The sequence below is a fragment of the Pseudomonas sp. KBS0710 genome, assembly GCF_005938045.2.
In the GTDB taxonomy this organism is placed as follows: Bacteria; Pseudomonadota; Gammaproteobacteria; order Pseudomonadales; family Pseudomonadaceae; genus Aquipseudomonas.
The window spans coordinates 2953021-2975798 of record NZ_VCCF02000001.1; the positions used below are offsets into that span (position 1 = coordinate 2953021).

At 60.1% G+C, this 22778-nt stretch carries 21 protein-coding genes; 8 read left to right on the forward strand and 13 right to left on the reverse strand.

Annotated elements, in window-relative coordinates; all coding sequences use genetic code 11:
* Positions 1-68 precede the first annotated feature (68 nt).
* The 8 genes from FFI16_RS13350 to tssA are packed head-to-tail and all read right to left on the reverse strand — an operon-like array spanning position 69 to position 10811.
* Entirely contained in the window at positions 69-1598 is a 1530-nt protein-coding gene (locus FFI16_RS13350; protein ID WP_138815910.1) for a sigma-54-dependent Fis family transcriptional regulator, read from the reverse strand.
* Positions 1595-4033 carry an AAA family ATPase gene (locus tag FFI16_RS13355; RefSeq protein WP_138815909.1) on the reverse strand — a complete coding sequence of 813 codons (2439 nt, stop codon included), beginning with the start codon at positions 4031-4033 and terminating at the stop codon, positions 1595-1597. The genes FFI16_RS13350 and FFI16_RS13355 overlap by 4 nt, the downstream gene beginning before the upstream one ends.
* Positions 4034-4045: 12 nt before the next feature.
* The gene (gene tssG, locus FFI16_RS13360) at positions 4046-5038 is read right to left on the reverse strand and encodes a type VI secretion system baseplate subunit TssG (RefSeq protein ID WP_138815908.1); all 993 of its coding nucleotides are present in this window, start codon (positions 5036-5038) and stop codon (positions 4046-4048) included.
* Positions 5002-6789, reverse strand: coding sequence for a type VI secretion system baseplate subunit TssF (gene tssF, locus FFI16_RS13365; RefSeq protein ID WP_138815907.1), 1788 nt, complete (start codon positions 6787-6789; stop codon positions 5002-5004). The genes tssG and tssF overlap by 37 nt, the downstream gene beginning before the upstream one ends.
* Positions 6779-7198 carry a type VI secretion system baseplate subunit TssE gene (gene tssE, locus FFI16_RS13370; RefSeq protein WP_371923602.1) on the reverse strand — a complete coding sequence of 140 codons (420 nt, stop codon included), beginning with the start codon at positions 7196-7198 and terminating at the stop codon, positions 6779-6781. The genes tssF and tssE overlap by 11 nt, the downstream gene beginning before the upstream one ends.
* Positions 7195-8670, reverse strand: coding sequence for a type VI secretion system contractile sheath large subunit (gene tssC, locus FFI16_RS13375; protein WP_138815906.1), 1476 nt, complete (start codon positions 8668-8670; stop codon positions 7195-7197). The genes tssE and tssC overlap by 4 nt, the downstream gene beginning before the upstream one ends.
* Positions 8671-8696: 26 nt before the next feature.
* On the reverse strand, positions 8697-9194 hold the full coding sequence (gene tssB, locus FFI16_RS13380) for a type VI secretion system contractile sheath small subunit (RefSeq protein ID WP_138815905.1): 498 nt from the start codon (positions 9192-9194) through the stop codon (positions 8697-8699).
* Between the two features lie 33 nt (positions 9195-9227).
* Positions 9228-10811, reverse strand: coding sequence for a type VI secretion system protein TssA (gene tssA, locus FFI16_RS13385; RefSeq protein WP_138815904.1), 1584 nt, complete (start codon positions 10809-10811; stop codon positions 9228-9230).
* 503 nt (positions 10812-11314) lie between these two features.
* Between tssA and FFI16_RS13390 the strand changes: the two genes are divergently transcribed.
* Positions 11315-11830 (forward strand): Hcp family type VI secretion system effector, encoded by a 516-nt coding sequence (locus FFI16_RS13390; RefSeq protein WP_017136833.1) that lies wholly within the window; start codon positions 11315-11317, stop codon positions 11828-11830.
* Between the two features lie 68 nt (positions 11831-11898).
* Here the strand turns inward: FFI16_RS13390 and FFI16_RS13395 are convergent, their stop codons facing one another.
* Positions 11899-12720, reverse strand: a complete 822-nt coding sequence (locus tag FFI16_RS13395; protein WP_138815903.1) for an aldo/keto reductase — start codon at positions 12718-12720, stop codon at positions 11899-11901.
* Between the two features lie 106 nt (positions 12721-12826).
* Between FFI16_RS13395 and FFI16_RS13400 the strand changes: the two genes are divergently transcribed.
* Positions 12827-13321 carry a DUF1543 domain-containing protein gene (locus FFI16_RS13400; RefSeq protein ID WP_138815902.1) on the forward strand — a complete coding sequence of 165 codons (495 nt, stop codon included), beginning with the start codon at positions 12827-12829 and terminating at the stop codon, positions 13319-13321.
* A 4-nt stretch (positions 13322-13325) separates the two neighbouring features.
* On the opposite strand, the gene FFI16_RS13405 is transcribed toward FFI16_RS13400, so the two are convergent.
* Positions 13326-13871 carry a GNAT family N-acetyltransferase gene (locus FFI16_RS13405; protein WP_138815901.1) on the reverse strand — a complete coding sequence of 182 codons (546 nt, stop codon included), beginning with the start codon at positions 13869-13871 and terminating at the stop codon, positions 13326-13328.
* Positions 13872-13993: 122 nt separating this feature from the next.
* Here FFI16_RS13405 and FFI16_RS13410 point away from each other — a divergent pair, with 122 nt between their 5' ends.
* The gene (locus FFI16_RS13410; RefSeq protein WP_138815900.1) at positions 13994-14671 is read left to right on the forward strand and encodes a class I SAM-dependent methyltransferase; all 678 of its coding nucleotides are present in this window, start codon (positions 13994-13996) and stop codon (positions 14669-14671) included.
* A gap of 3 nt (positions 14672-14674) precedes the next feature.
* Here the strand turns inward: FFI16_RS13410 and FFI16_RS13415 are convergent, their stop codons facing one another.
* Positions 14675-15886, reverse strand: a complete 1212-nt coding sequence (locus FFI16_RS13415) for a YgcG family protein (RefSeq protein ID WP_138815899.1) — start codon at positions 15884-15886, stop codon at positions 14675-14677.
* Between the two features lie 127 nt (positions 15887-16013).
* On the opposite strand from FFI16_RS13415, the gene FFI16_RS13420 reads away from it, so the two are divergent.
* Both FFI16_RS13420 and FFI16_RS13425 read left to right on the forward strand, forming a co-directional pair.
* A complete protein-coding gene (locus tag FFI16_RS13420; protein ID WP_138815898.1) occupies positions 16014-16829 on the forward strand; it encodes an alpha/beta fold hydrolase in 816 nt (271 codons plus the stop codon).
* The gene (locus FFI16_RS13425; protein WP_138815897.1) at positions 16819-17952 is read left to right on the forward strand and encodes a PAS domain-containing sensor histidine kinase; all 1134 of its coding nucleotides are present in this window, start codon (positions 16819-16821) and stop codon (positions 17950-17952) included. Before FFI16_RS13420 ends, FFI16_RS13425 begins: the two co-directional genes overlap by 11 nt.
* Here the strand turns inward: FFI16_RS13425 and dapF are convergent.
* Entirely contained in the window at positions 17949-18752 is an 804-nt protein-coding gene (gene dapF / locus FFI16_RS13430; protein WP_138815896.1) for a diaminopimelate epimerase, read from the reverse strand. The genes FFI16_RS13425 and dapF overlap by 4 nt on opposite strands.
* A 104-nt stretch (positions 18753-18856) precedes the next feature.
* Here dapF and FFI16_RS13435 point away from each other — a divergent pair, with 104 nt between their 5' ends.
* Entirely contained in the window at positions 18857-19885 is a 1029-nt protein-coding gene (locus FFI16_RS13435) for an alginate lyase family protein (protein WP_138815895.1), read from the forward strand.
* Positions 19886-19927: 42 nt separating this feature from the next.
* Complete coding sequence (locus FFI16_RS13440; protein WP_138815894.1) at positions 19928-20425, forward strand: AAA family ATPase; 498 nt, start codon at positions 19928-19930, stop codon at positions 20423-20425.
* On the opposite strand, the gene FFI16_RS13445 is transcribed toward FFI16_RS13440, so the two are convergent.
* Positions 20422-22005 carry a murein L,D-transpeptidase gene (locus FFI16_RS13445; protein ID WP_138815893.1) on the reverse strand — a complete coding sequence of 528 codons (1584 nt, stop codon included), beginning with the start codon at positions 22003-22005 and terminating at the stop codon, positions 20422-20424. The genes FFI16_RS13440 and FFI16_RS13445 overlap by 4 nt on opposite strands.
* Before the next feature lie 40 nt (positions 22006-22045).
* Here FFI16_RS13445 and FFI16_RS13450 point away from each other — a divergent pair, with 40 nt between their 5' ends.
* On the forward strand, positions 22046-22759 hold the full coding sequence (locus FFI16_RS13450) for a murein L,D-transpeptidase catalytic domain family protein (RefSeq protein ID WP_138815892.1): 714 nt from the start codon (positions 22046-22048) through the stop codon (positions 22757-22759).
* Positions 22760-22778: the final 19 nt, after the last annotated feature.

The following is a 22778-nucleotide window of genomic DNA, read 5'->3' on the forward strand; positions in this document are numbered from 1 at the left end:
TTCTCCCAGGTAGATAAAACAAGCAGGGCATCGCAGAGCCCATGAGCACGCCAGCGTGAATACGCCATTCAGCCTTCCCCTCGGGACGCGCCCATGGGGATATTCAACCGCGCCAGCCGGTACAGCAGCGTGCGACGTGCAACCCCGAGTTCACGCGCAGTGCGCGTTCGATTGCCACGGTTCTTGTGCAGGCAATCGATCAGGAAGACCCGCTCCACCCGCTCCAGGCGCTGACGCAGGGTTGCCTCGACGCTCGCACCTGCAGGTGCCGAGGACAGCGACAGATGCGCCGGCAAAATCACCCCGTCGTCACACAGCAGCACCGCACGTTCCACCAGGCATTTAAGCTCACGCACATTGCCTGGGAAGGCGTGGCCCGAAAGCTGATCAAGCGCAGCACTGGACCAGCTGACCAGCGGTTTTTCGAGTGCAGCGCAGACCTTTTCAGCAAAGTGCCGGGCAAGCAGCAGCACATCACCGTCGCGCTCACGCAATGCTGGCAATTGGATAGGGAACTGTGCCAATCGGTAATAGAGGTCCTCGCGAAAAGTCCCCTGGCTGACCATTGCCAGCAGGTCGCGGTGGGTGGCAGCGATGATTCGCACGTCGACCTTATGGGCGGTATTGGCGCCCAGGGGGCGAACCTCACCTTCTTGCAGAACCCTCAGCAGCTTCGCCTGCAGGGCGAGCGGCATATCGCCAATTTCATCCAGCAGCAATGTGCCGCCGTCGGCTGCGTCAAACAGCCCTGCATAGTTGCGCTCCGCGCCGGTAAACGCACCTTTGCGGTAACCGAACAGCTCACTCTCCAGCAAGCCCTCAGGGAAGGCTGCGCAGTTTTGCACTACAAACGCCTGGGTGCTGCGCGGGCCAGCGGCGTGAATTGCACGCGCAACAACCTCTTTGCCGGTGCCTGTTTCACCGTGCAGCAGCACGGTAAAAGGCGCCTGCACAACCTTGCCGATCAGTAGGCAGGTCGCCGCCATCGCCGTACTGTTGCCGATCAAACCGTAGGCGCCGGTGACGGGTGTACCGCACTGGGCAACAGCAGTAAGGCGCCCAGGATGGGCAAGCCGCCGCAGGGTTAATTGGCCAAGGGCAAAGCTACCCAGCTGGCCCAGCGACACCGCGTAGCGCTGCAATTGCGCCGGGCGCAGGCTGGCACACAACAGGACGCCGCACACCGCCTTGCTCTGATTGAACAGAGGCAGGCATGACAGCGAGTGCCAAGGCGTTGCCGTCGCGGGTAGAAAGCGACTGTCATAGGCGCTGTTGCACAGTTCATCAATGGTCAACGCACTCCGCTGCTCGAGGACGTACTGCAATAACTGCTGATGCTGAACATCGACGCCTGGCGCCAGCGCGTCTGTTAGTTCCCCTTCAGGGAAGTGGTGAGCGATCAGCCGCAACTGGCCGGTCGTTTCATCCCGGGCGTAGAGTTGGCACAGGTCGCACTGGCTCAACTGCGCAGCGGCCGTGACGCAAAGGTTCGCCAACGTCGATTCTTCACGCTCGAACCCCAGGCGGCTGAACCAGCCCAGCAGTTGGTCGGCATAGGTCAGCGGATCAGGCAACGGGTTGAATGGGCTGTGCGTCATTGGCTGAACTCACACACCGGCACACCGCGGCCATCCAGCGTCGCGTGAGTGGCCTTGAGGGATTCGCCAACGGCCATCGCATTGAGCAGACGGTCAACGATCTGCGGCAGCAAATGGGATTCGATCCATTGGTCGATATAACGCGCGCCACTGTCCTGGTGCAGACAGCGTTCGACCATGTGCGTGACCAATTCGGCGCTGTAGCTGAACACCAGTTCGCGCGTGTGCAAGCGCTGGCCAAGGCGCGCCAGCTTGAGCCTTGCCACGTCATGCAAGCGTTCGCCGGCAAGCGGGTAATACGGCACGACACGCATGCGGGCGAGCAGAGCCGGCTTGAAGTGAGCGCGCAATACGGGACGGATCACTTCCTCCAGGGTCGCAGCGTCGGGGCGTTGGCCATCAGCGCACAGTGCGGTGATGCAATCGCTGCCCAGGTTGGACGTCATCAGGATCAGCGTATTACGAAAGTCAATTTCGCGACCTTCACCGTCATTGGCCAAGCCTTTGTCAAAGACCTGGTAGAACAGGTTCAATACCTCTGGGTCGGCCTTCTCGATTTCATCGAGCAACACCACTGAATAAGGTCGCTGGCGCACGGCCTCGGTCAGCACCCCGCCTTCGCCGTAACCAACGTAACCGGGAGGCGCTCCGATCAATCGGGACAGGGAGTGTTGCTCCTGGTACTCCGACATATTGAGCGTGATCACAAAGCGCTCGCCGCCGTACAGCAAGTCCGCCAGCGCCAACGCCGTCTCGGTCTTGCCAACCCCGCTTGGGCCTGCGAGCAAAAATACGCCCACCGGAGCGTCAGGGTTATTGAGGCCCGCAGCCACCGCTCGCAGGTTGCGATCGAGCGCCTGCACCGCCGGTTCTTGCCCAATAATTCGCCTGCGCAGAGCATCGGCAAAACCCAGCACGCGCTCGCTGTGCTCCAAGGCCAGTTGCTCAACCGGGATCCCTGTCCAGCCGCTGATTACCTGGGCGACCACCCGTGGGCATACCTCATGGTGGGCTTGCTGCTGTTCACGCTGCATCCAGCGCTGCTCGGCTTGCTGGCGCTCAAGCTCAAGGGTGTCCAGCCGCCGGGCGAGTGCTTGCAACGCCGGTTGGTCAACAGTCAAGCCTGCTGCAACATCCCGCTCAAGCGCCACACGCTGTCGAACGCCCTCAGCCAATTCAGCGCACAGCTGTTGCAATGCCTCAGGCGCCGCCGTCAGGCTTATCCGCACTTGCGCACAGGCGGTGTCCAATACGTCGACGGCTTTGTCCGGCAGTTGCCGTCCTGCCAGGTAACGAGCGCTCAATTGCGCTGCTGCGACGACCGCATCGTCACGTATGTAGACGCCATGGCTGGCTTCATACACCGGCACCAACCCGCGTAGAATGGAGACTGCTGCCGCCACATTCGGCTCGCCGACCTTCACCGGCTGGAAGCGCCGTGCCAATGCCGGGTCTTTTTCGATGTGTTTTTTGTATTCGGACCAGGTCGTGGCAGCGATGGTGCGCAATTGACCACGCGCCAGGGCGGGCTTGAGCAAATTGGCGGCATCGCCTCCCCCTACCTGCCCGCCTGCGCCCACCAGGGTATGCGCCTCGTCAATAAACAGGATCACGGCCTGTGGTGAGGCGTTAACCTCGTCGATCACACCTTTGAGCCGCCGTTCGAACTCGCCCTTGATACTGGCACCGGCCAGCAACAAGCCCATGTCCAAGGTCAGTATGCGTACGCCTTTGAGTGGTTCGGGCACTTGTGAGGCCACCACCTGCAACGCCAGCCCTTCGACGATGGCGGTTTTGCCCACGCCCGCGTCACCCACCAGAATCGGGTTGTTCTTGCGCCGACGCACGAGGATATCGATCAATTGACGGATCTGCGCATCTCGACACAGGACCGGGTCGATACGCCCCTCGCGAGCCTGACGCGTCAGGTCATGGGTAAAGCGCTCAAGCAGTGATTCCTCTTGTCGCAACGGGCGGGTATCGGAACTCTGGCTCAACAAAAAGTCACGCACACGCTGCGCGTCCAAACGACTCAATAGTCGCTGATAAGCACTGCCCGCGTGTTGCAGCGGATGACGTAGAAGTGCCAACAATAAAGCGCCTGCACCTACCTCTACCTGCCCCAGTTCAAGGTGGGCAACCATTAACGCTTGTTGCAACCACTGCACGAGTGCCGGGGCGAACACCGGGCTGCGCGATGCACCTTGCTCGCCTTTTAGCTGCAGCATGGCCTGAAGCTCACCGGGAGCGATTTCGGCCTCCGCCAGCGCCCTGACCAAAGGGCCGTCATGGTGCTCCAGCAGTGTCAGCAGCAGGTCCTCAACCAACACTTCCTTGCCGCCGCGCGTTACACAGCGCTCGGCAGACCGCGTCAAGTCAAGGCGCGTCTGCGGCGTCAAGGTCCGGATCAGTTGTTGCAGGTCTACATTCATCATAATCATCAGTCCCTAATCAGAGTGGCTGGCCAGAGTGACCACACCGTCGGCACGCTCGTACCCCAACCAACTGGTCCAACCGAGACGACACACATTGCGCTCGCCAATATGCAGCGGCCGCACTTCACCCTCGGCCAGTACCAGGCGCACGTCATAGTCCAGTGGCGTGCGCAGCATCAGGCGAACCAGCGAGCACAGCGGTTTGCAGGCGCTGCCGGCGGGTAAAAACGCGTGGAATAGCTGCCAGCTCAAGCCCTCGACATGCACCCTGAACTTGCCGCTGCGATCGGCAACCTGATGCCCCAGCAGCAGGTCTTCGCCAAGCACGTGGTTGGCCGCACCGAGTTGGTTGCGTTGTTGTTGGGCGATGACCACCGTGCGTTCAACCCATTGCTCAATGAACAAACGGCTGTGCTTGAAGTAATGACGCAGGACCGTTTCGATCAAGGTTGCCGAGTGTGCGCGCAGGCTCAGCAACCCCAGGTACGGCAACAATCGCTTGCAGTCCAATTGCGCCGCGTCACGAATCTGCTGGCTGCCCAGCCCGACCAGCGCGAACATCTGCGCAGAAAAAGCATCACTGGCGTCGCTGCGAAAACACGCTCGATAGCGGTATTTGCGCCAGATCGGCAGCATCAACCGCTGCAGGCGGTGATGAAATACGTCAAGAAAGCCACGGCTGACGCTGCCGCTCGCCTGCTCTTGATAAAACCCAGGCAATGGCGAACCGGAGCCAAACAGGCCAAGCACGTTAAGACGCAGGCGCGCCCTTAACTGTCCGTGTTCGACAAAAAAAGCCACCCGGTCGATGTCGTGCCCAGGGAACCCCAGGCTTGGGTTGGCCTGAAACTCAAGCAGGTCATAGAGCGCGTCGTCATCCAGCAAGGGATGGCTGTCGCGCAGGCGCTCGATTACCTGCAGTACCGCCTGAAATAACGAATACTCACGAATTGAGCGTGATAGAGCAGTCAAAGCAGGGCCTGCCGACCCATCCGGGGTGGCCATAGATACACGTCTCCTTGTGTGCTGGTGACCCGCAGTTCGTGATACGAATTGAGGCCGGCGTATAAAGCGAAAAACTCATTGAGTGCCGAAGCGAAGACAAACAGGTCGCCTTGGCCGGTAAAGCCGTTGGCGTCAATGCTCAAGTCGACCTGCAGGCCGCGTATCGGCAGCCCACGATGCATTCGGTCGACGGCTTGATGCCTGATGGACTTCAACGCATCCAACCTGCGCTGACTGACGTTGTGTGCCTGTCGATCGTGATAGCGCGGCAAGTCGTAGGTCTCGAGGATGACTTTCAAGGCGCTGGTATCGGTCAACGAGAGGTAGTTGAGCGACATGTTGCTGATCAGCTTCCAGAGGAAGTCCTGGTCCAGAGGCGGAGCAAAGCTCGCCGTCGGCGCACAGATATTGCGAAACGTCAGGAATTCCGGGGTTTGCTCGCAGGGCTGATTGATCTCACCAATCTGTAACAGTCGTGGCAGGTTGTGGTTGGTGCAGGTCAATTCAACCGAGAGGGTTTCCTGCTCATTGCCTGGGCCGGTGCCGAAACTCAACCACGTATCCAGTTCGGCACTTTGCACCGACGAGCGCTGACGAATGCTGTAGCTGGGCGTGCGCGCCGAAGTGGCATTGCCACCGCCATGCTCAAAGGATTCGAACGGCACGTATGCCTGGTAGCCCAGACCACCCGGGCGCCATCCGGTCACTTGGTCCACGGAAAACACAGCGGCACTGCCCCGCGCTATGCCACCCGGCAGCAGCAGGTACTCATCCTGCTTGCCATCCAGACGAATGGGCACTGCGTCATGCTTGAACAGGTTGGCAATCGGCGTGCAATACAGTTTTACGTTGTCCAGAGTGGGGCGATGCGTCGCATGCGCGTGGTGGTTTAACTTGAAACGCAGCTCTACACTCCTGGCCTGCTTGAGCAGTTCATCGGGCAACGCCTGTAACGCATCCAGCCCCAGTACATCGACAAACAGATACTTGTCCGTGAACGCAAAATATTCCTGCAGGTGGCGATAACCGCAAAAGGCGTTGGCCGGATAGGGAATCAGCGCATGCTCCTCATCGAACCCCACCGGTTTTACTTGGCTGGCAGCCAGCCGTAGCGACAACGGCTGGCCATCGCGATCGTTGATCACCAGCCCTTCGTGGTCAAAGAGCCGTAACTCGATGCCTTCCAGATGACGCAGCAGGCTCAGGTACAAGCCTTGGCTCACCTGTCGATCACCTGCAAGATGCAAGCGCAATTGATCGAATGCCAGCTGACTGAAATTGCCCTCCACGCTCATCTCCAAGCGCAGGTTGAGCAACGTTTGTGCGCCCTGGGGCAAGTACGCCAGGTGGCTCAGTTGCAACGCCAGCACCTGTGTGGTGTAGCAGGTACGAAAGCGGCAGCGCTCACCGTTGACCAATACGCTTTCAACCGGCGTGTCGCGCTCTACGCTTACCGTGGTACACGCATGTTTCAAGGGGTCAAACTGCAAGATGCTGAAGGCCGGCAGTGGCCGCATATAGTTGGGCCACAGCAGATGCATCAATGAGTGAGTCAGCTCTGGCAGTTCGTCGGCCAGCTTCTGGCGCAGGCGCCCGGTCAGGAAGGCAAAGCCTTCCAATAGACGCTCTACATCCGGGTCCTGGCCTGAGTCGGCGAGAAACGGTGCCAAGGCTGGATTGCGTTCAGCAAAACGCCGTCCCAGTTGGCGCAAGGCACTGAGTTCACTTTGGTAAAAGTGGTTAAAGGACATCCGGCAGCACCTCAACCCGACCACCACCGGCCAACTGCGCGTTAAAAACCACCGACTGCATAACGCCATCAATCAGCAGTGTTGCCTCAATCACAAACGCCAGGACCAAAGGGTTGCCGGTATCGGGTAAGCCCCTGACACGTACATTCGACAGACGTGGTTCGTACACCTGAATGAACCGTTCAATCGACAGGCGCGACTGGCTCAATGACTCATGCAGGCTCAAGCGCATGTCGTTGAGGTCGGGCAGCCCGTAGTCAGGCAGCGTCAAGACACTGCCTGCACGTGTGCTGAGCATTTTCTCCAAGTGCGCGGCAATCGACGCCACGCTCCCGGCCCTGGCGGGTGCCAGGCCTTCGAGACGCTCAAAAAGGCTGCGATGATCGGGAATCCCCTGCCCCTTTCTCATTCTTTGTCGAGTTTGCCGACGAGGGACAGCGTGAAGTCCGCGCCCATGTACTTGAAGTGCGGCCGTACACTGAGGTTGACGCGGTACCAGCCTGGTTCGCCCTCGACATCACTGACCACGATGCGGGCAGCCCGCAATGGGCGCCGCCCGCGCACTTCGGCGCTGGGGTTTTCCTGGTCGGCAACGTATTGGCGGATCCATTTGTTGAGCTCCAGTTCCAGGTCGGTACGCTCCTTCCATGAACCCAACTGCTCGCGCTGCAACACCTTGAGGTAATGGGCCAGCCGATTGACCACCATCATGTAGGGCAGTTGCGTTCCCAGGCGGTAATTCAACTCCGCTTCCTTGCCCTCGGCACTGTTGCCGAAATATTTGGGTTTCTGTACCGAGCTGGCGGAAAAGAACGCCGCGTTGTCACTGCCTTTGCGCATGGTCAGGGCAATAAAGCCTTCCTGCGCAAGCTCGTACTCGCGACGGTCAGAGACCAGCACTTCGGTCGGGATCTTGGTTTCAATTTCCCCCATGCTCTGGAAGTGATGCAGGGGCAGGTCTTCGACCGCACCACCGCTTTGCGGACCGATGATGTTCGGGCACCAGCGAAACCGGGCAAAACTGTCCGTCAGCCGGGTGGCAAAGGCAAACGCGGTATTGCCCCACAAATAGTGTTCGTGGCTGTTAACCACGTTTTCCTGGTAGGCAAATGTCTTGACCGGGCACTCAAGGGGGTCGTAAGGGGTACGCAACAGGAACCGCGGCACGGTCAAGCCGATGTATCGGGCATCTTCGCTCTGACGAAAGCTTTGCCATTTGGCAAACTGAGGCCCCTCGAAATGATCCTTGAGGTCCTTCATGTCAGGCAAACCGGTAAAGCTTTCCAAACCGAAAAAGCCCGGCCCAGCGGCGGCAATAAACGGTGCATGGGCCATGCAGGCAACACTGGAAACGTATTGCATCAGCTTCACATCCGGCGCGCTGGGCACAAGGAAGTAGTTGGCGATGATGGCGCCCACGGGTTGGCCGCCGAACTGACCATATTCGGCACTGTAAATGTGCTTGTAGAGCCCCGACTGAGTTATTTCCGGGGAGTCTTCGAAATCTTCCAGCAGGTCCTGCCGTGAGACGTTCAGCAGTTCAATCTTGATGTTTTCGCGAAAATTCGTGCGGTCGACAAGCAGTTGCAGCCCTCTCCAGGCGGCCTCAAGTGCCTGGAAATCCGGGTGATGAAGAATTTCATCCATTTGCTCGCTGAGCTTCATGTCGATCTCGGCGATCATTCGATCGACCAGACGCTTCTTGACCGGTTCGCCGCGGTTGTGCGGCTTGACAAGCTCTTCGATAAACGCCGAGACACCGCGTTTGGCAATGCTGTAGGCCTCGTCATCCGCGCTAAGCAGTGTCTGGGCAACGATGGTGTCCAGAATGCTGTGCTCGTCAGCCATTCGGTTGGGTAGCGGTTGCTGCTGGGTCGTCATGGCATCAGTGTCCTTTACTGAAAGTGTCAGGCTGTGGGGTCACTCAACCCCAATTCGGTCAATACCCGGGCGCGGGAGTCGTCATCCGCCAGCGCCTGTTCGATCGCCTTGCGAAAGCTCGGCGTGTTACCCAACGGCCCCTTGAGGGCCATCAGCGCTTCACGCAACGCCATGAGTTTTTGCAGCTCCGGGATCTGCTCGACCAGGTTCGCCGGGGTGAAATCCTTCATCGAGTTGACCCGCACCTGGATCGACAGCGCTTCGATATCAGGCTGTTCCTGCAGGCGATTAGGCACGCTCAGGGTCAACACCAGTGCCTGTTTGGCCAGCACGTCATCAAAGGTGTTCTTGTCGATACCGATGGGCTTGCGGTCTTCGAGCTTGCGAGGGTCTTCGCGCTGGGCGAAGTCGCCCAGCACCAGCAACTTCAGCGGTAGCTCGACCTCTTCCTGGGCGCCCCCTACGGCGGGTTTGAAGGTGATATTGATACGTTCCTTGGGCGCTACCGAACCTTCTTTGGCCACGGTAAATCTCCTTTTTTCGAGGGGTTCAAAAACCTATTCAAGTACCGCTTCAACATCGAAGTGGCAGAGTCTTCGGTGGGTCGTTTCCTTACGCTCGCGTACGGCCTGGCTTTGCGGCAAAAGCTCGCAACAGCGATACAAAAGCTGTGCAACCTGCAGTGCCAGTTCCGGCTCCCAACGATCCAGGCCGGCGTGCTGAAGCTCATGGTCCAGGCCTTCCAGCTGCACCATCGCCAGCGCTTGCTTGCCTGCCGATACGCACAACCGCGCCAATGCCAGCCGCCAATGAAAACGCGCGCGCTCGCTGCGTGCGGTGTGCATGCCCTGCTTGAGTTCGTGTATTGCCTCCTTGAGCCCGTCCTTGCGCAGCCTGGGCATGACCTCTTGCAAGGCCACCTCCCAGGGTTCGGCGTTGGCATCAACAACCACGTCGGACGGCGCAGGCAGCTGCAAGTGTCGAGCGACCTGAAGCGTGATCCAGTCCCGGGTGGCGGTATCGGCAAACGGCGCACCATCGTGAAACCTGAATTCGGGCAGGTCTGGCAAGCGTTGCAGTAACAGCGCGAAGCTGACTTCCAGTTCGGTCATGGCCAGATTGGCCTGCAAGGCCTCAAGGCATTCCCAAACCATGCGCAAGCCGTCAAACCAGAACAGCGCACTCGCCAGGCTGGCCTCCAATTCGAGCAACAGTTCACCGTAGTGCCCTTGGGCAAAACGTTCCCGGTAGCGCTTGAGCTTGTCGGGCGTCGGGCCACGAAGCACCGTGAGCCGCTCACTGTCAGCGTCCGGGTAGCTGTTGAGTGCCAGCCAGGTCAGTGTCCGGTTAAGGCGCAAGGCACGCAGGTCGGTCGCATCCTGGCGCAGCCACCAGCTGCATAAGTGCCGGCCTTGTTCCTGTAACGTGCGCAGTGACTTGTGGGCCTCTTTTTCGCTGGCTATCGCCTGGTTGGCCGTGTTGTCGTGACCTGCTGCCGGCTCGGCGCTCAGCAACCGCGTCGCCGCCTGCTTGACCTGAGCGATCACGCCCGCCGCAGCTGCTTCTGGCAGCTCTACTTGTACGGCTTGCTCCAACCGCTGCGTCAACTGCCTGCGCAGCGGCAACAACAGCGGCGCCCCATCGCCCAAGTGCGCAGACCAGAGCCGATCAAGGTGTACCAGATGCTCCAGCACGCAGCGAAATAATGGCTGCTGATCGTTGAGCGAAAAGCTATGTGCAAATACCTGTTCCATGCGCAGCGCCAACCAGCCCAGCGCTGCGCCACGGGTGCGCAATTTTTGCGGATAGACAACCGCCCACTGGTGCTCGCACAAATGACGCAACAACCCGAGGCCCGCCACCAGCCCTGGCCAAGATTCACGCTGGTACAACGCCCACGTCAACCAGGCGGCCACCCGCAGATCCTTGGTGTGCTGACGCAGCAGGCTCTCGCTGATTTGCACGACGGCCTGCCAGTCCGGCTGGGTGCCGACATGAATCGATTGCAGCTTGCCAAGTTCGGCCTCCAAGGCTTCATATTCACTTGAAAAGCGCATATCACTGCCTGCAAAATTACCTTGCGAACAGGGCACTAAGGCAAGTTCAAGATAATAACCACACAAAGCGCCTGAATAATCCATTTTGGGCCGCACACCAAATAAATAATAATGAAATCCCACGCACCTGAATCACACTTAGGCGCAAAAAAACACGTTTATAAAAACCTCGCAACGTCTATAAAAACCTCGTAACTCTCTTCACGAAGTCCGCAAACACTAGCCTTGCAAATGACATCCAGCAAGTGCCAACCTCGCACTTAAGGATTTTCCTACAAGCCCCATGATTATTGGCGTGCGCACTGTTTTGCGCAGCGAAATCAGCTCAATATGTTTAATTACTCTGCCCCTTCACTAAATGCACGCAACAACAAGATGAGCAAATTAATGCGCACTTCTGCGCAAATACTTTCATTAAAAACCCATTAAAAAGACTACCCACCTTTCAAAAACAAGCCCAACAACAAGCGCACCCCTTGTTTTTACTGGGCTTGTTAATTTCAGGCACGCTTCTTGTTATAGGAACTTGCCCAGCCGGCACAACTGCCGCTAGGCACTACTTCAACCATCAGGCAAGGAAACCCGTCATGCCAACACCCGCATACCTTTCGATCACCGGTGTCAAACAAGGACTGATTACGGCAGGCACTTTTACCCAGGACTCAGTAGGCAATATTTATCAGGAGGGCCACGAAGACCAGATCCTGGTCCAGGCTTTTTCGCATCAGGTGATCATCCCCCGTGACCCGCAATCCGGTCAGCCAACCGGCCAGAGGGTTCACAAACCGTTGATGATCAGCAAGGTCTTCGATAAATCATCGCCCCTGCTGTTCAGCGCGCTGACCAGTGGCGAAGAAGTCAAATGCCAGTTGCAATGGTTCCGTACGTCCTCTGCCGGCACCCAGGAGCACTATTTCACCATCGAGCTTGAGGGTGCGACCATCGTGGATATCCAGTCACGCATGCCCAACTGCCAGGCGCCTGAAAACGCGCACTTCACCCATTTGGAAGATGTGCATTTCACCTATCGCAAGATCATTTGGACCCATGAAGTAGCAGGTACTTCCGGCTCGGACGATTGGCGGAGCCCGGTCGCCGGCTAACCCTGGGCGACGCAGAAACGGCAGCCATGGACGGCACCGTTTCTGCGCACTTGCTACACCATTACTGGCTATACCATTGCCAGTGGATGCTTGCGCTTGGGTGCGCCGAACACACGGTCGATCGCATCCAGATCGTGCTCGTCGAGCACCAGTTTCGCGGCGTTTGCGTTAAGCCGCACATGCTCGGGGCTCACCGCCTTGGGGATGGCAATCACACCGTCCTGGCGTAATACCCAGGCCAGGGCGATCTGTGCGGGTGTGGCCTCATGTCGGTGGGCAATTTGCTTGAGCGTCGGGCTGGAAAGCAGTTCGCCGCCCTGGGCGATTGGGCAGTACGCCATCAGTGGCAAATGGTGCTGTTGCCACCATGGCAACAGGTCGAATTCGATACCCCGCTCTTCGATGTTGTAGAGCACCTGGTTGGTAGCACAGGCGGGGGATGCAAGTTCCTGCAGGTCGGCGACGTCAAAGTTGGAAACACCCCAACGGCCGATCTTGCCTGCCTCGCGCAGACGTTCGAAGGCTTCGACGGTTTCTTCGAGCGGGTACTGGCCGCGCCAGTGCAGCAGGTACAGGTCGATATAATCGGTGCCGAGGCGCTGAAGGCTGGCTTCACAGGCACGCGGCACGCCCTTGTGGCTGGCATTGTGAGGGTAGATTTTACTGACCAGGAACACCTGGTCGCGCTTGCCACGAATGGCCTCGCCTACCACCTTTTCGGCGCCACCTTCGCCGTACATTTCAGCGGTGTCGATCAGGCTCATGCCTTCGTCGATACCCAATTGCAACGCGGCGACTTCGGCTTTGTGCTGGTCCGGTTTTTCACCCATGCGCCAGGTGCCTTGGCCGATGACAGGCACGGGAACACCGGCCAGATCAATGGTACGCATAACAACCTCCTGATGAGTTGGCGAATTAACAGTGTGGCACTGACCGGACAAAAGGGTTCAATCGAAGTATGGTTAGCCTTTACCCAATCGCCAGGCAGGAACTGTAATGCTGTTTGTGGTCATGCTCGGGGGCAAGCACCCAAGGGCAAAAATCGAAGTTCACGATGTGGTGTTCGCAGTGGCGGACACGCTGCAAGCCACCTATTCGCAATTGCGCGACGGCTGGTTCGGCAGCCCCAAAGGCATGCATATCGACGCCTGGATGGCGGTCGATGGCGTAGACGGCTGGAAGGTCGAACTCAGCCAAATGGCGCCGCCTGCCGGTGCTCATCACCTGTACTTCATCAACCTGGGGGGTTATGAAACAAACGTGTTTGGCGAGGCCCACCATTATTTACTGGTGGTGGCTCGCGACAAACAGGAAGCCAAGCGCAAAGGCCAGCAGCAGCTATTGCAGCACTGGTCACAGGCCCATACCGATGGCGTGATGGACATTGACGACTGCTTGCCTATCGATCTGGTGGACGGTCGCTATGTTCACCTGGTGCAGGGCGCGCACCAGCCGATCATCCAGCAGAACGACTACATCACCCTGCCCTGAGCCTTTAGGTGCAGGGCTGCAAGGTTTTGCCAAACAAGCGATTGCCATGGGTTTCGCCCTGGAAGGTATAGGTCGGCGAGCCCAGCACCGCATAACCACGTCGAGGGTAAAAACCCAACGCGCGTTCGTTGCCCACCCACACGGTCGCCCACAATAAAGACGCGGCGCCCAGGGCCGCGCGCTGTTCTGCCGCCTGCAGCAACCGATAGCCAATTCCCAGGCCGGTATATCGCTCCTGGATGTAGAGGCGCTGTAACTCGGCCGCATCGGGTGCTGTGATCATCGAATGAGTGGCATGAAGTTGGATCTGGGCAAAGCCAACAAGGTGGCCGTTCGACTCAGCCACCACCAGCGAAAGGCCTGGTTGTGCCATCAGATGGGCGATGGTCTGCGGCGCAAAGGCTTGCAACGCCTCATTGGCAATCGAGGCACGCATGCCTTGGGTGGCATAAGTGTCGAGGAACACCTGCATACCGAGCACGCCAATGCATAAGGCGTCCTCGGCAATGGCATCGCGAACAGTAACGGGTAGCGAGTTGATAACAGACATTGAGTCTCCGTACTCAGGGGGTGCAAGGATCAACGTTTTACCACGAATACAGGCGACAGCAATTGCCTCTGCCGATGGGCCGCAGTAGGGTTTACGCCTCACCCAATCTGCCGGAGCCCGCCATGAGCTTTTTTTCCGACCCCGATGCGGTCGCCCGCTACGCCGAAGGCCCTGTGCGCCTGGTGCCGGGCTTCGACGGCCTGCAACGCATGACCACCCTGCTGCTGCGTGAAGCGGTTCCTGCTACCGGCAACGTGCTGGTACTGGGCGCCGGGGGCGGCCTGGAACTTAAACGTTTTGCCGACGCCGAACCCGGCTGGCGCTTTGCAGGCGTCGACCCATCGGCCGAGATGCTGAAGTTGGCGCAGGCGACACTCGGCCCGTTAAATGAGCGCGTGCAGTTGCATGAGGGTTACATCGACACCGCGCCATTGGGTCCCTTTGACGGCGCCACTTGCCTGCTGACCTTGCACTTCATTCCAGAACAGGAACGCCTGCAAACCCTCAAGGCCCTGTGGCAACGCTTGCTACCCGGCGCACCGCTGATCGTGGCGCACCACAGTTTCCCCCAGGCACCGCAGGAAAAAAGCCGCTGGTTGAAACGTTACGCCGCGTTTGCAGTCGACTCGGGCGTGCCGGCCGAGGATGCCGAGCGCGCGATTACCGCGATCAGTGCCAAATTGCCGGTACTGTCACCCGAGCAAGATGCCGCCTTGATGGTTAAAGCCGGGTTCGAGGGCGTGGAGCTGTTCTACGCCGGCTTCAGTTTCAAAGGATGGGTCGGCTACAAACCACGCTAGCGTTTACCAACTACCGGATGCCCCACCGCCGCCACTGGAACCACCGCCCCCGGACGAACTGCTGCTTGAACTGGAGCTTGAACCAGAGCTGCCGGAGCTTGAGTCAGAACCGCCACCCGAACCCGAGCCGCCATCGGAAATGCTCTGCAAAAACACAATAAACGCCACCACCGAAGCGGCGGGTATGGCGATGATCCAGCCTTGATAACCCTGCCCCAGCAGCAACCCGACTGCCACATACACCGCTACCACCGCCAACACGCGCACGAGGAAGAAGCGCGGGCTATTTTTCCAGGATTGGTGGATAACGAAAAACAGCCCCACGTACAACGCCAGCACCAACGCGCTGCCAAACGGCCATACCAGCCAGTGGACGAAGTTGACGGCCACGAAGTGGTCCACCACCAGCAGCCCGACCACATAGGCCAGTACCCCAATCACGCAGTAAAACACTGTGCGTGCCAGCCACAAGGCGCCGAAAGTCGCGCCGCCAATCAGCAGGGTCAGCGGCAATACCAGCAGGTACATCGGCCAGTCGCGCCCGCCGCCATACAGCGTCAACAGTACCGTAACTGCCACGGTGGCGATTAACGCCCGGCGCCAAGGCAGCTTGCCGGCGGCGATCAGCACACCGCCGACACCGCCCAGGATAAACGCCAACAACACTGCAATGGCCTGCGGGTTAACCTCTGGCCCCACCGGCGTGGACAGGTCGCCGCCGTCTACCAGCACGCCCAGGTCATCGACGGCTTGTTGAATCCCTCCCGCATAGTCGCCCTGGCGAAACGCCGGGGTGAGGTGTTCTTCGATGATGCGGTGGGCCAGCAGGTCGGTAACCGTGCCTTCCAGGCCGTAACCCACCTCGATACGCACTTTATGGTCGTTCTTGGCCACCACCAGCAGGATGCCGTCGTTGACGTCCTTGCGCCCCAGTTTCCAGGCACGGAACAGCTGGTTGGCAAACTCCTCGATGGTTGCGCCACCGGTGGTAGGCACCAGCAGCACGGCAACCTGGGCGCCTTTGCGTTGTTCGAGGGCGGCGAGTTGAGCCTTCAAGCGCTCGGTTGTGCCGCTATCCAGCGTATTGGTGAGGTCGATCACCCGCTGGTCGAGGGCGACTTTGATCGGCGAAGTGTCCGCCTGGGCGCTGGCCAACAGACTGATAAATACCAGGGCCAGCAGACTCAAGACGGATTGGCGCAAAAACAGCCGCATGCTTTGTTACCTGAAGTGTCTTCGAGGAGGCGTCGACTGTACCTTATAGACGTATAACGCGTGACCCCACGCTCGCGACTATCTAAACTGCCCACACATATAGCAATACGCCATAACTGAGAACCCCATGAACCTAAAGCACCGCAACAACGTCAGTGTGATGGGCAACGGCACGGCGACTTTGGTGTTCTCCCACGGTTTTGGCTGTAACCAGGCCATGTGGAATTATCTGGCGCCGCACTTTGCCGAGCGTTTTCGCGTCGTGATGTATGACTTGGTGGGCGCCGGCCTGTCGGACCTCAGCGCATTCGACAAGAGCAAATATGCTGCGTTGGATGGCTACGCCCGTGACTTGAACGAGATTATCGACGCTTTCGCCAGCGGCCCGGTGATCCTGGTCAGCCATTCGGTCAGCGCGATGATCGCCACCCTGGCCGACCGCCTGGCCCCAGGCCGCATCGCCGCCCATGTCATGATCGGCCCTTCGCCGCGCTACATCGATGACGCGGGCTATGTCGGTGGTTTCAAGCGCAGCGATATCGATGACCTGCTCGACACCCTCGACAGCAATTACCTCGGCTGGTCCAGCACCATGGCCCCGGTGATCATGGGCGCGCCAGGGCAACCGGCGTTGAGTGCCGAACTGAGCGACAGTTTCTGCCGCACAGAACCGGATATCGCCAAGCAATTTGCGCGGGTGACCTTTATGTCGGATAACCGTAAAGACGTGATCGGCTTGACCACGCCTGTGTTGATCCTGCAATCCCGTGACGACCTGATTGCGCCAGTGGCGGTGGGCGAGTACTTGCACAGCGTGCTGCCCAACAGCACCTATTGCCTGGTCGATAACGTCGGCCATTGCCCGCATATGAGCGCACCTCTGGCCTGCACGATGGCGATGGACAACTTCCTGGCGCCGTGGGCTGTGGCCCATGTCGGCTGACCTGTTCGACAGCGCCGCCTGTGCCCTGGCCGTCACGGCCGAAAACGGCACGATCCTGCGCGCCAACGCCATGTTCGGCGAATGGCTGGGGCTGAGCAGCGCCGAGCTGTGCGGGCGGCGCTTCCAGGATTTGCTGACAATGGGCGGACGAATATTCCACCAGACCCACCTGGCGCCGATGCTGCGCATGCGCGGCAGCGTGAGCGAAGTCAAACTCGACCTGGTGCACCACGACGGGCAGAAAGTGACCGTGCTGCTCAACGCCAGCGCCCGCGAACAGGCCGGCGCGGTCGTGCATGACCTGGCGTTGTTCGGTACCACCGACCGCGACAAGTACGAGCGCGAGCTGCTCAATGCCCGCAAGCTTGCCGAAGCCTTGTTGCAGGAACGAACCAGCACCGAATTGGCGCTGCAACAGGCCCAGGCCGAGCTGAGCGAAGCCTACGCCATTGCCCAGCGCCGCGCGTTGTTTGCCGAGCAAATGGTGGCGATCGTCAGCCATGACCTGAAAAACCCGCTGACCGCCATCCGCATGGCCACGGACATGCTCGCGCGCAACGAACGCACGCCCAAGGAGCGCCAGTTGTTGGGCCATATCGGCCAGTCCTCCGAGCGCGCCCAGCGCATGATTGCCGACCTGCTGGATTTCACCCAGGCCCGGGTTGGCCACGGGATCAGCATCAAGACTACACCCCTGGACTTGCACAGCGTGATCCAACACGCCGTGGATGAACTGCGCATGGCCTTCCCCAAGGCCACGTTGAAGCACCAGGCCGAAGGCATAGGCCAGGCGTGCCTGGATGCCGACCGGGTGCAGCAGATCATTGGTAACCTGGTGGCCAACAGTGTGGCCTACGGCGACTTGCTCCTGCCCATCACCATCACCTCACGCCTGGGCGAAGGTGGCTGCGAAGTGGCCGTGCATAACCACGGTGCCGCGATCCCGCAAACGCTGATCGCCGGGCTGTTCGAGCCCATGACGCGCGGCACCGACCAGGGCAGCGAGGTGCGCAGTGTGGGGTTGGGCTTGTATATCGTGCGTGAGCTGGCCAAGGCCCACGGTGGCGACGTGGCGGTGAATTCCTGCGCCACCGAGGGCACGACCTTTACCGTGACGCTTTAGTACAGGTACGCCGAGCCCTGCATGACCGGTTCGACACGGCCGGTCAACACCACACCGCCCTGCCCGTCCCACTGCACAGTGACCGTGCCACCGTCGCACTGCACCTCAACCGTAGCGTCCAGCAACCCGCGCCGAATCCCATTGACCACTGCACCACAGCAGCAGGAACCGGACCCCAGCGGCACACCCCCGCCGCGCTCCCAGATACGCAGGCGGATGTGGCTGCGGTCCAGCACCTGCACAAAATGCACATTGGTGTTGGCCGGGAACAGCGGATGGGTTTCCAGCGCCGGGCCCACGGCTGCTACGTCGATGGCGCTGATGTCGTCGACAAAATACGTGCAGTGCGGGTTGCCCATGCTGCAAGCGGCAGGGGCGCCATCGATGGGCAAGGTGCGGGTGTCGAGCGCTTCGGCCAGCGGCACTGCCGACCAATCCAGCGAGGGCGCGCCCATGTTCACCGACACTTGCTGCCCGGCAGCCCGCACGCACGTCAGCAAGCCTCGGTCCGTGCGCAATACGACGGTGTCGCGGCCGGTCTCATGCATCAAGCGGTCAGCCACGCCACGGATGGCGCTGCCGCAGGTTTGCAGCGGCGTACCGTTGGGGTTCCAGAACTTGATACGGGCCAGGGCATCTTCGCAGTCGAGCACCACGGCCAGTTGGTTGAAACCGATACCGGTGTGGCGGTTACCCAGGCGCCGGGCGACCTGTGCGGTGATCGGATCGTCCTGGCCACGGCGGTCGATGATGATGAAATCGTCGCCGTTGGCATGCATCTTCACAAAGGGCAAGGTCATGGGCGGTCCTCGGTCGAGATCAGCCTGCAAGCATACGGGAGTTTCATCCAAGCCGTTTCAGCCGCGTGCTAGCGTTGGCGCATCCTCACCTGGCAGATCCGTTCATGAACAAAACCACCCTCGCCTTTACCTTGCTGCTGGGCGCGTTACCCTCGATGACCATCGCTGCAAGCCTCTGCCAGCCTGCGGCTACAAACCCTGCAGCCAACGCCCTGCTGGCCGCCGCCCAGCGGCATTTGGTCGACGCGCCTGCGCCGTTGCCCCATGTGCACACCGAAGGCACCCTGCCAAACCAAGGCATTCGCGAGCAAAGCCTGGTTGCCGAAAAGGACTGGCCGCTGATGCGCCAGGCGGCGCTGGCCTGGCGCATCAGCGGTGACCCGCGCTACCTCAGGCAAGTCGATGACTACCTCGCCGCGTGGGCCGATGTCTACCAGCCGGACTTCAACCCCATCGACGAAACCAACCTCGATATGCTGATCACGGCCTATGCGCTGACCGCCGACCACTTGCGCCTGGAAACCCGCGCAGCCAGCCGCCGCCTGATCAGCAGCCTGGGCAATGGCTACCTCGCGCATATCGAACAATTCCACGGGCAGAAAAAAGGCACCCAGACCAATAACTGGCAGAGCCACCGCGTTAAGTTGGTGGCCCTGGCCGCCGCCGCACTCAACGACCAGGCCATGCTTGAACAGGCTCATCAGCTGTTTAAACAGCAAGTCGCCGACAATATCCTGCCCGACGGCTCGGTCACCGACTTCCAGGACCGTGATGCCCTGCATTACGTGGTCTACGACCTCGAGCCGCTGGTGCAGGCCGCACTGGCGGCCAAGCCCTACGGCGGCGACTGGCTTAGCCTCAAGGCCAATGGTGCGTCGCTGAGCGCCGCCCTCGACTGGCTGGTGCCTTATGCCACTGGGCAACGCAGCCACCAGGAATTCCTGCACACCCACGTACAGTTCGACAAAGACCGCGCCAAGGTGGGCGAAGCCGGTTACAGCGGCACCTGGGATGCCAAAATCAGTGCGACGCTGTTCTGGCTGGCCGCACAACTGGATAAACGCTACCTGCCCGTGGCCACGCAACTGGCGGCCCGCCCAGCCGATTGGATCAGCGCCTGCTATTTGAAGTAAGCGCAGCTAGACTGGCCGGGCGCCCTATTCAAAGGATTGACCATGCTAATTGTATTCAGCGGCCTGCCCGGCACCGGCAAGACCACGATTGCCAGCGAACTGGCACGTCGGATAAACGCGGTTTACCTGCGTATTGATGTAATTGAGCAGGCGCTTCGGGATGCAAACGTACTGACCAGCGATGTGGGCGCCAGCGGTTATGGCGTGGCAAATGCGCTGGCATTGAGTAATTTGCGATTGGGCCACAGGGTGATTGCCGACTGTGTGAACCCGGTGAAGGAAAGCCGGGAGGCATGGCAGGCTGTGGCGGCGACAGCGGGTGTCGAGCTGCTTGATATTGAAGTGGTTTGCTCTGACCTGCGGGAACATCAGCGCCGAGTGGAAAGCCGCACGAGCGATATTAGCGGGCTGGTACCGCCCACCTGGCAGTCGGTGTTGGCGCATGAATATGAGGCATGGAATACACCACCATTGACCGTCGACACGGCGCTGATGACCGCAGATCAGGCGGTCAACAGCGTGATGATGCGTATCGCTTAAAGCACCGCGCCCATCGCCTTCACCAACACCGGGTCACGCCCATAAATATCCGGCGAGTACACCAACCCGCCTTGGCGATCGACCTCAACGGTCCAATAACCCAACAGCACCGGCACCGGCGTGGCCAGCCTGAATTCATGGGTAGTGCCGGTGGCCAGCAATTCTTCGGTGCGCGTGCGTTCGGCCGGGGTTACCAGCAGGTCGCGCAGCATCATCGGTTGCTCAACCCGCACACAGCCCGAGCTGAAGGCCCGTGGGCCTTTGGTAAACAGCGGCTGGCTCGGCGTGTCGTGCAGGTAAACGGAATAAGGGTTGGGGAAGCGCATCACGATGCGGCCCAGCGGGTTGCGCGGGCCGGCCTCCTGGCGCAGCAGAATGTTGCCGGGGCGCGACCAATCCACCTGGTCGGCCGTGAGTGGGCGGCCCTGGGCGTCGAGCACTTGCAGGTTTTGCTGGCGCAGGTATTCGGGGTTGAGGCGGATGGCCGGGAGTTTATCCTCACGCATGATGGTCGGCGGGATGGTCCACGTGGGGTTGAGGGTCAGCCGGGTGATGCGCGACTTGAGCAGTGGCGTCTGGCGTTCGGCACGCCCGACTTGCAGGCGGGTTTGCCACACCGGGATGCCGGCCTGGTAGACGCTCAGTTGCGCGGCCGCAACGTTGACCACTACGCCTTCAGGCTCCAGGTCCTGGGCCAGCCAGCGAAAGCGTTCGAGGTTGATGCGCAACTGGTCGCGGCGCATCGCCGGGCTGATATTCAGTTCGGCCACGGTGCCCGCACCAATCACACCGTCGGCCTGCAGCGAGTGGCTGAGCTGAAAGGCCTTGACCGCCTTGACCAACTCGTCACGGTACTGCCGGCTGTTGCCCGTCGGCACCTTGGAGAGGTAACCACCGCTGTACAAACGCCGCGCCAATTCGGGCACGCGCGGGTCTTCCATGCCGGGCTTGAGCAGCGGCCCGGTGGCGACCGGGTCCCAATGGGGCAGCGGCTGCAGGCGCACTGTCGCATAGGTATTGCGCAAGCTGCGGTACAGGTCGGCGCTGGGGCGCGCCTGGTCAAAGGCTAGTGCCATGTCTTGCAGGCCGGTGGCGGCAAAAGCCAGCACTTGGGTATTGGGGTCGAGGGTGGGTGGCTGGGAATGCCACAGCGGCTCGAAACGCGACTGTTGCAGGCGCCCGTAATGCAAATCCTGCAGGGCTTGCAGGTATTGCCGGCTGCTGCCGATATCGCTGCACAGCACGTTACCCGTGGCCTCCACGGTAGGCAGGCTATAGTGGGTGGGGTCCAGGCCATCGTCGGCCAGCATCAGCAACTGAGATTGCAGTGCATGGCGGCGCTCATCGGACCACAACGTCACATTGCCCTGCTGCTGGTAGAGCGCCTGCAGGCGCGCTTGCGCCGTTGCATCTATCTGCGCGGCAAGGTTGGGGCAAACGCTGGGCAGTTGAGAAAGGGCCAATTGCACCGGGCTGGTTGAAACCACCGGCACAGCGTCCAGCGGCAGCTCATCAGCTGTCGCGACCAATGGTGCAACGAGCAGGCAAATGCTCAAGTAACATGCGTGTTTTTTGAACAATTGACTTAACTCCAATCCACAGCGGGGGGATGTACTGTAGATGCTGACTTTTATATGCCGCGTCGGCTTGATCGCCGTGACCCTGGCTACGCTGAGCACTGTTGCGCTCGCTGCCAATGCCAACCCTCCTACTTTGTATAGCAGCCTGGCGCGCTCGGCTCCAGAACTCAATCCCACTGTACTGAAAAGCGCCCTGGGCGCGGTGCAATGCGCGGTGAATAACGGCGAGGAACGCTCGGATCGCCTGGCCGTCATTGACTACTCCCAGCCCTCTACCGCCCGTCGGCTGTGGATCTTCGACCTGCGCAAAAAGACCCTGGTGCTGCGCGACCTGGTGGCTCACGGTGCCAAATCCGGGGAAAACTTCGCCACGCAATTTTCCAATCGGGAAGGCAGCCACCAATCCAGCCTGGGTTTGTTCCGCACCCAGGAAAGTTACTTGGGCACCCACGGCTACTCGTTGCGCATGGACGGCCTGGAGCCGGGCTTCAATGACCAGGCCCGCGACCGCGCGCTGGTGATTCATGCGGCCGACTACGTCAACCCGGCGTGGAGCAAGCGCGAAGGCCGTATCGGCCGCAGCCAGGGTTGCCCGGCCGTGCGCCCGCAAGTGGCGCGCCAGGTGGTAGACAAGCTCAAGGATGGGCAGTTCATGTTCTCCTGGTACCCGGACCAGCGCTGGCTGAAGTCCTCGACGTACTTGAACTGCAAGCCCCAACAAGTCGCCAGTAGTCGTACAATCCGTGGTGGTTAGCCTGTCCCCACAGATAAAA